The sequence below is a fragment of the Thiolapillus sp. genome, from assembly GCF_048562965.1.
GTDB lineage: Bacteria > Pseudomonadota > Gammaproteobacteria > Chromatiales > Chromatiaceae > Thiolapillus > Thiolapillus brandeum_A.
In genome coordinates this window covers 1-7,015 of record NZ_JBHNMF010000149.1, presented here as the reverse complement: position 1 = coordinate 7,015, position 7,015 = coordinate 1, and the positions used below count along the sequence as shown (strand labels likewise).

The following is a 7,015-nucleotide window of genomic DNA, read 5'->3' as shown; positions in this document are numbered from 1 at the left end:
ACACGAGAATCTCTTCTCTTGGCGAGTACCTTGGCACGAGAAATGGGCTATCGGGCTATCTTGGCCACGTCCCGGCGCCCAAAAACGCCGGAACTAGGGGATCGGTGAGCGATGCGGGCTAATTTTCGCCCCGTCCATGACCTGCATGGATGCAGGGAATGCTGGCAACGCAGGATGCAGTTGCCAGTGCCCTGGACATAAAAAAGCCGGCAATCTTGCCGGCTTTTATTTTTTCTCAATCCGCTCAGGACTGTTTCAAGGATTCCTGATAACGCTTGTCCACCCTTTCTCGCAGCTCGCGCCCGGGTTTGAAGTGAGGAACATATTTCCCCGCCAGGGCCACAGGCTCGCCGGTCTTGGGATTGCGCCCCATGCGCGGTGGCCGGTAATGCAGCGAAAAACTGCCAAAGCCCCGCACTTCGATACGCTCTCCACTGGCCAGCGACTGACTCATCTGTTCCAGTATGCATTTTACGGCCAGTTCCACATCACGGTGTGCGAGATGGGTCTGCTGCCGTGCAATCGCTTCGATCAGTTCAGATTTTGTCATCAGTTACCTCGGTGTTCCAACGGGCGGCCGAAGCCGCCCTGTGTGCAGATTTTACTCGCCGTCATCCTTGCTGGCAGACAACTGGTCTTTCAGCAGATCGCCCAGAGAGGCCGATCCCGCCAAAGCGCCGCCGGATTTGTAGCTTTCGATGGTCGCCTTTTCCTCGTCGAAATCCTTGCCCTTAATGGACAGCATCAGCGCGCGGTTCTTGCGGTCGACGCCGGTGAACTTGGCTTCCACCTCTTCGCCTTCCTTGAGCACGGTACGGGCGTCTTCAACCCGGTCACGTGATATCTCGGAAGCACGGATGTAGCCATCGACACCTTCAGCCAGTTCTACGGTAGCACCCTTGGCATCCACTTCTTTGATGGTACCGGTTACGATGCTGCCCTTGTCGTGGGTCGCCAGATAGGTGGAGAACGGATCCTGATCCAGCTGCTTGATGCCGAGAGAGATGCGCTCACGCTCGGGATCGACAGACAGCACCACAGTTTCCAGTTCCTGACCTTTCTTGTAGTCACGGATCAGGTCTTCACCAGGCTCGTCCCAGGTGATGTCTGACAGGTGTACTAGGCCGTCGATACCTCCATCCAGTCCGATAAAGATACCGAAATCGGTGATGGATTTGATCTTGCCGGTGACGTGATCGCCTTTCTTGTGGCTGTCGGCAAACTCATCCCAGGGGTTGGGCTTGCACTGCTTCATGCCGAGAGAGATGCGGCGACGCTCCTCGTCGATATCCAGCACCATGACTTCCATCTCGTCGCCCAGCTGTACGACCTTGCTGGGGTGGATGTTCTTGTTGGTCCAGTCCATTTCGGAAACGTGAACCAGGCCTTCCACGCCTTCCTCGATTTCCACGAAAGCACCGTAGTCAGCCAGATTGGTGACTTTGCCGAACAGGCGGGTGCCCACGGGATAGCGGCGCATGATGTTGTCCCAGGGATCTTCGCCCAGCTGCTTCAGGCCCAGGGAGACACGCATTTTCTCCTTGTCGAACTTGAGTACGCGCACGTCGATCTCATCGCCGATTTCAACCACTTCCGAAGGATGCTTGACGCGCTTCCATGCCATGTCGGTGATGTGCAGCAGGCCATCCACGCCGCCCAGATCCACGAATGCGCCGTAGTCGGTAAGGTTCTTGACAATACCCTTGATGACCACGCCTTCTTCCAGACTTTCCAGTACCTTCTCGCGCTCTTCACTGTACTCCTGTTCAACAACCGCACGGCGGGAAACCACCACGTTGTTGCGCTTCTGGTCCAGCTTGATGACCTTGAATTCCAGGTCTTTCCCTTCCAGGTAGGCGGTGTCGCGCACGGGGCGGACATCGACCAGAGAACCCGGCAGGAATGCGCGCAGATCCTGAAGATCCACGGTGAAACCACCTTTAACCTTGCCGGTAATACGGCCGGTAACGATTTCTTCGTTGTCGAAGGCTTTTTCCAGCTTGGCCCAGGCGTGATGGCGCTTGGCCTTCTCACGGGACAGGCGGGTCATGCCGGAGCCGTCTTCGACAGCCTCCAGGGCAACTTCCACCTGATCACCGACGGAGACTTCGAGTTCTCCATCCTGATTCATGAACTGGCTTTTGGGGATAACGCCTTCTGATTTGAGGCCCGCATTGACGATGACACTTTCGTTGTCGATGCCGACGACGGTGCCGATAACGATAGCACCAGGTTTAAGGTTGGTATTGGTAAAGCTCTCTTCGAGGAGCTCCGCGAAACTTTCAGTCATTGGTTAAAATACTCCGACCTGTCGAGCAGGCCACCCATGTTGAGTCCAGGTAAAGACCCATTGGTTCAGGTTAAAAAATACACTTTCCGTTCAGGGAAAGCAGGTTTAGTTGGTTATGCTGTCCTGGTTTCAGGATAAACCTCATGTACCGCTTGCAACACGCGTTCGACCACCGTATCCACGTTCATGTCTGTGGAATCGATGACCAGCGCATCTTCCGCCGGCACCAGAGGCGCCACACTGCGGTTCCGATCACGGTGATCCCGTTCTTCGATTTCCGCAATGAGACCGAAAAGGTTAACATCAATCCCCTTATCCTTCAACTGCTTATACCGCCGGCGGGCGCGCTCCTCCGCGCTTGCATCGAGAAAGATTTTCGCCTTTGCCCGCGGGAAAACCACGGTGCCCATGTCCCTGCCATCGGCCACCAGGCCCGCCGCTTTCGCGTAGTCCCGCTGCCAGTCCAGCAGGGCCGCCCGCACTTCCGGGACGGCAGCCACTTTCGAGGCGTTGTTGCCCGCCGTTTCCGTGCGTATGGCCAAGCTGACATCCTCACCATCCAGAAAAATCTTTCCATCGCCGAAATTCACCTGCAGGTTGCGGGCGATGGGCGCGACTGCGGCCGGATCGGCAAGATCCACACCGGCCTTGTGCGCCGCATAGCCCGTGAGCCGGTAGAGCGCGCCGGAATCGAGCAGATGCCAGCCGAGAACCTCAGCCACCCACGCCGCTACAGTGCCTTTTCCCGAGCCGCTGGGGCCGTCGATGGTCAGTATGGGTATTTCAGCCATGCTCCACCTCCAGTTTCAGGCCAGCATCCCCGGCAATACGGTCGAATGCGGGGAAGGAAGTATTCACGTTGGCGCAGTCACGGATATGGATATCTCCATCAGACCGCAGGGCTGCCATGGCGAAGGACATGGCGATACGGTGATCGCCATGGCTGTCCACCTCGCCACCGTGGATCTGCCCCCCCTGGATGATCATGCCGTCCGGCGTTGGCCGGGCATCCACGCCCAGGGTCTGCAGGCCATCCGCCATCACCTGGATGCGATCGGACTCCTTCACCCGCAGTTCCTCTGCACCGGTAAGCACGGTCTCCCCTTCTGCACAGGCCGCCGCCACAAACAGGGCAGGAAACTCGTCGATGGCCAGGGGCACCTGGTCTTCGGGAATGCGGATACCTTTCAGAGGCGCGTGTCGCACACGCAGGTCGGCCACCGGCTCACCGCCCACACTGCGCTCGTTGCTCACTTCGATATCCGCTCCCATGAGACGCAGGATGTTGATAATGCCATCCCGGGTGGGATTCATACCCACGTGCTCCAGCGTCAGATCCGATCCCGGCGCTATGCTGGCTCCCACCAGGAAAAAGGCCGCCGAGGAGATATCGGCAGGCACGTCGATGTCACAGGCGATCAGTTTGCCACCGCCTTTCAGGCATACGCGGCTGCCGTCACGCTGCAGTGCATAGCCGAAGCCCTGCAGCATGCGCTCGGTATGATCCCGGGTTGGGGCCGATTCGGTCACACAGGTGACGCCATCGGCATACAGCCCCGCCAGCAGCACACAGGATTTGACCTGGGCGCTGGCTACAGGCAGTTCATAGTCGATGGCCTTGAGAGACGGCACCGGCCTGATGTGCAGGGGGGCGGTACCGGCATCCGTCGTGTCCACCCTGGCGCCCATGAGTCTCAGGGGCTCTGTCACCCGGCGCATGGGACGGCTGGACAGGGAAGCATCGCCGGTCAGGGTCAGATCCAGCCCCTGCCCGGCCAGCAGGCCGGAGAGCAGGCGCATGGAAGTGCCGGAATTGCCCAGATCCAGTGGCGTTTGCGGCGCTTTCAGTCCGTGCATGCCTACTCCGCAGATCACCACCCGGCCATTCTCCGGACCTTCGATATTCACCCCCATCTGACGAAAAGCATTGAGCGTAGCCAGACTGTCTTCACCTTCGAGGAAACCACTCACATGAGTGGTGCCTTCTGCCAGGGAACCCAGCATGATGGAACGGTGGGAAATGGATTTGTCACCGGGAACGCGCAAGCGGCCTTTCAGGGCGCCTCCGCTGCGGGCATGAAAACGGATGTTTGAATGGGACAAGATGATCTACTCGGTTGATTGTCTGGATGGCAGCCCATCCACGAAACGGTCCCGCGCTTCCTTGGCGCGGGAAAACACTTCCAGGAGATGCTCGCCGTCACCTGCGGCGATGGTCTGCGCCAGGTCATTCATCTCTTCGGCAAAGGCGGCCAGCATCTTGCTCAGAGCCGGGCCGTTTGCGACACAGACGTCCCGCCACATGACCGGGTTGCTGGAGGCGATACGGGTAAAATCGCGAAATCCGCCAGCCGCATAGCGGAAGATCTCGTCATTCTCCTTCATGCGCGACAGGGCATCCACCAGGCCGAAAGCCAGCATGTGCGGCAGATGCGAGGTCGCGGCCAGCACCTCATCATGGTGCCCGACTGTCATCTCGCTGACCTCGGCACCGCAGGCTTCCCACATGGCCCTCACCCGGGCAGTCGCCTCGGGATCGGTACTTTCCGTGGGCGTCAGAATGACACGACGGTCCTGATACAGCTCGGCAAAGGAGGCTTCCACACCGTTCTTTTCGGTACCCGCAATGGGATGCCCGGGCACCAGCATGGCAGGCACTTCACCAAAAGCTGCCCCGGCGTCCGCAACCACGCTGGCCTTGCTGCTGCCGCCATCGGTGATCACGGCATCTACTGCCAGATGCCCGACCATGGCGGCAAAGGCATCTTTCATCGCACCCAGGGGAACGGCGAGGAACACCATATCGGCACCTTCCACTGCTTCACCGATATCATGGGTGTAGCTGTCGATCACACCCAGTTCCAGGGCCTTTTCCAGATTGGCCTTGCCACGGCCACAACCGACGATCTCCTGTACTTTGCCAGCCTTTCGCAGGGCGCGCGCCAGAGAGCCGCCAATGAGCCCGACACCGATAACGGCCAGTTTCCGGATCATGAGGCCAGCACCTTTTCCAGCACTCGCAGAAAACGTTCGTTCTCTTCGGAGCTTCCCACGGTGACCCGCAGGTGCGTGGGCAGGCAGCAGTTGACCACAGGACGCACGATCACGCCGTTTTCCAGTAGCTTCTGGTAGATTTCACCGCCATTTCGACGAAGATCGACGGTGATAAAATTTCCCGCAGAAGGAATGTAGTCCAGTCCGAGCGCTTCAAATCTGGCGGCCAGCTGCGCCAGTCCCTGGGCGTTGTTCTCACGGCTCCGGCGCAGAAATTCCACATCATCCAGGGCTGCCTCGGCGGCGGCAAGGGCCGGCATATTCACATTGAAAGGATGGCGCACCCGGCTGATCAGATCGATCAGGGACGCACCCGCCATGCCGTAACCGATACGAAGCCCGGCCAGGCCATAGATCTTGGAAAAGGTGCGCGTGACGATGAGATTGGGAAATTCCGCCAGCCAGGCCACGCCGTCAGGAAAATCCTCATGACTGACATACTCGGTGTAGGCCTCGTCGAGCACCACGACCACATCCTCGCGCAATGCCTGCAGGAAGGTGTGCAGCGCTTCCCGGTTCAGCCAGGTACCCGTGGGATTGTTGGGGTTGGCAATAAAAACCACCCGGGTATCGTTGTCCACCAATTTGGCCATGGCATCCAGATCGTGGCCGTAGGGCATATCCTGATGATCCGGCGGCAAGGCATCGGCGACCCAGCATTGCGCTCCCGCCACCGTCGTATATATAGGGTACATGGCAAAACTGTAACGGGAAAATACCGCATTGCGGCCTGGCGACAGGAAGCTTCGCGCCACCATGTCGATCACGTCGCTGGAACCGGCGCCCAAAACCAGCTGCTCCGGTTCAAGGCCATGAATGCCCGCCAGTTTCGCCTTGAGCCTGTAACCACTGTCATCCGGGTACAGGTTGATGCCCGCGATGGCATTGGCAGCAGCCTGTGCACCCAGGGGACTGGGACCCAGGGGATTCTCGTTGGAAGCCAGCTTGATGGTTCCCGACAAACCTAGCTCTCGCTCCAGTTCCTCTATGGGTTTCCCCGGAACATAGGGCTGCAGGTCACTGATGCCTGGCGCGGTCAATATAGAAAAATCGGTCATAATCCGGGTGAACCCTGAAAAACAGCAATCTATTCTAACCCGAATTCAGGGGCGGATGCTGCAGTGAAACAGAAATTGCACGGGCATTGACCTCTCTGGTTTTTTCAATGGCAATACGATAGCATTCAGCCTGACTGTAACCATCAACAGCAAGGAAAATATCATGAAAAAAGTCCTCATTGTCACCATGCTCCTTTCTCTTCTTTCCCTGTTTGGTCTCAGCGGCTGCAGCACCGTGGAAGGCGTCGGCAAGGATATCCAGAAAGGTGGCGAAGCCATCGAAAACACAGCGAAAAAACACTGATTTCATTGACGGGGAAACCTTACGTTTCCCCGTCAAAAAAATGAACCAGGGAAGGGACATCCTCCTTCCCTGCGTCACTCTTTCCGCCAGCAGCCTGTGGTCGATATCCTGCTGACGCTGTACTTGCCCCAATACATCATTCTTTCTGACCAACGTTTCTGTTTGTCAGATTGCTTTGCATTGCCCTGAGCCGGTCATTCAGGCTCATTTTCTACCCGCAATTCCTGTATTCCCGGGATTCCACCCTGAAACCACATTCCGGCAGGCCGATGCGGCATTTTTCCGTACATCTGCCCTCCATTCACTTAA

The 7,015-nt window shown here is 58.0% G+C and carries 7 protein-coding genes; 1 reads left to right on the top strand and 6 read right to left on the bottom strand.

The window, feature by feature from the left end:
• Positions 1-244: 244 nt before the first annotated feature.
• The 6 genes from ACOCD2_RS09560 to hisC form a co-directional block, all read right to left on the bottom strand.
• Positions 245-550, bottom strand: coding sequence for an integration host factor subunit beta (locus ACOCD2_RS09560; protein ID WP_293647112.1), 306 nt, complete (start codon positions 548-550; stop codon positions 245-247).
• Between the two features lie 51 nt (positions 551-601).
• Positions 602-2,290: a 30S ribosomal protein S1 gene (rpsA, locus tag ACOCD2_RS09555; RefSeq protein WP_293647110.1), complete on the bottom strand. Its 1,689-nt coding sequence runs from the start codon at positions 2,288-2,290 to the stop codon at positions 602-604.
• Between the two features lie 113 nt (positions 2,291-2,403).
• Positions 2,404-3,081, bottom strand: coding sequence for a (d)CMP kinase (gene cmk / locus ACOCD2_RS09550; protein ID WP_293647108.1), 678 nt, complete (start codon positions 3,079-3,081; stop codon positions 2,404-2,406).
• Positions 3,074-4,396, bottom strand: coding sequence for a 3-phosphoshikimate 1-carboxyvinyltransferase (aroA, locus tag ACOCD2_RS09545; protein ID WP_371414989.1), 1,323 nt, complete (start codon positions 4,394-4,396; stop codon positions 3,074-3,076). The genes cmk and aroA overlap by 8 nt, the downstream gene beginning before the upstream one ends.
• A 3-nt stretch (positions 4,397-4,399) precedes the next feature.
• Entirely contained in the window at positions 4,400-5,284 is an 885-nt protein-coding gene (locus ACOCD2_RS09540; protein WP_293647104.1) for a prephenate dehydrogenase, read from the bottom strand.
• Entirely contained in the window at positions 5,281-6,402 is a 1,122-nt protein-coding gene (hisC, locus tag ACOCD2_RS09535) for a histidinol-phosphate transaminase (RefSeq protein ID WP_293647102.1), read from the bottom strand. The genes ACOCD2_RS09540 and hisC overlap by 4 nt, the downstream gene beginning before the upstream one ends.
• A 163-nt stretch (positions 6,403-6,565) precedes the next feature.
• On the opposite strand from hisC, the gene ACOCD2_RS09530 reads away from it, so the two are divergent.
• Complete coding sequence (locus ACOCD2_RS09530) at positions 6,566-6,706, top strand: entericidin A/B family lipoprotein (RefSeq protein ID WP_293647100.1); 141 nt, start codon at positions 6,566-6,568, stop codon at positions 6,704-6,706.
• Positions 6,707-7,015: the final 309 nt, after the last annotated feature.

Bases quoted from the DNA above. Each gene is read 5' to 3' on its own strand.
- ACOCD2_RS09560 (WP_293647112.1), bottom strand. From the start codon at position 550: ATGACAAAATCTGAACTGATCGAAGCGATTGCACGGCAGCAGACCCAT.
- hisC (WP_293647102.1), bottom strand. From the start codon at position 6,402: ATGACCGATTTTTCTATATTGACCGCGCCAGGCATCAGTGACCTGCAG.
- ACOCD2_RS09540 (WP_293647104.1), bottom strand. From the start codon at position 5,284: ATGATCCGGAAACTGGCCGTTATCGGTGTCGGGCTCATTGGCGGCTCT.
- ACOCD2_RS09530 (WP_293647100.1), top strand. From the start codon at position 6,566: ATGAAAAAAGTCCTCATTGTCACCATGCTCCTTTCTCTTCTTTCCCTG.
- cmk (WP_293647108.1), bottom strand. From the start codon at position 3,081: ATGGCTGAAATACCCATACTGACCATCGACGGCCCCAGCGGCTCGGGA.
- rpsA (WP_293647110.1), bottom strand. From the start codon at position 2,290: ATGACTGAAAGTTTCGCGGAGCTCCTCGAAGAGAGCTTTACCAATACC.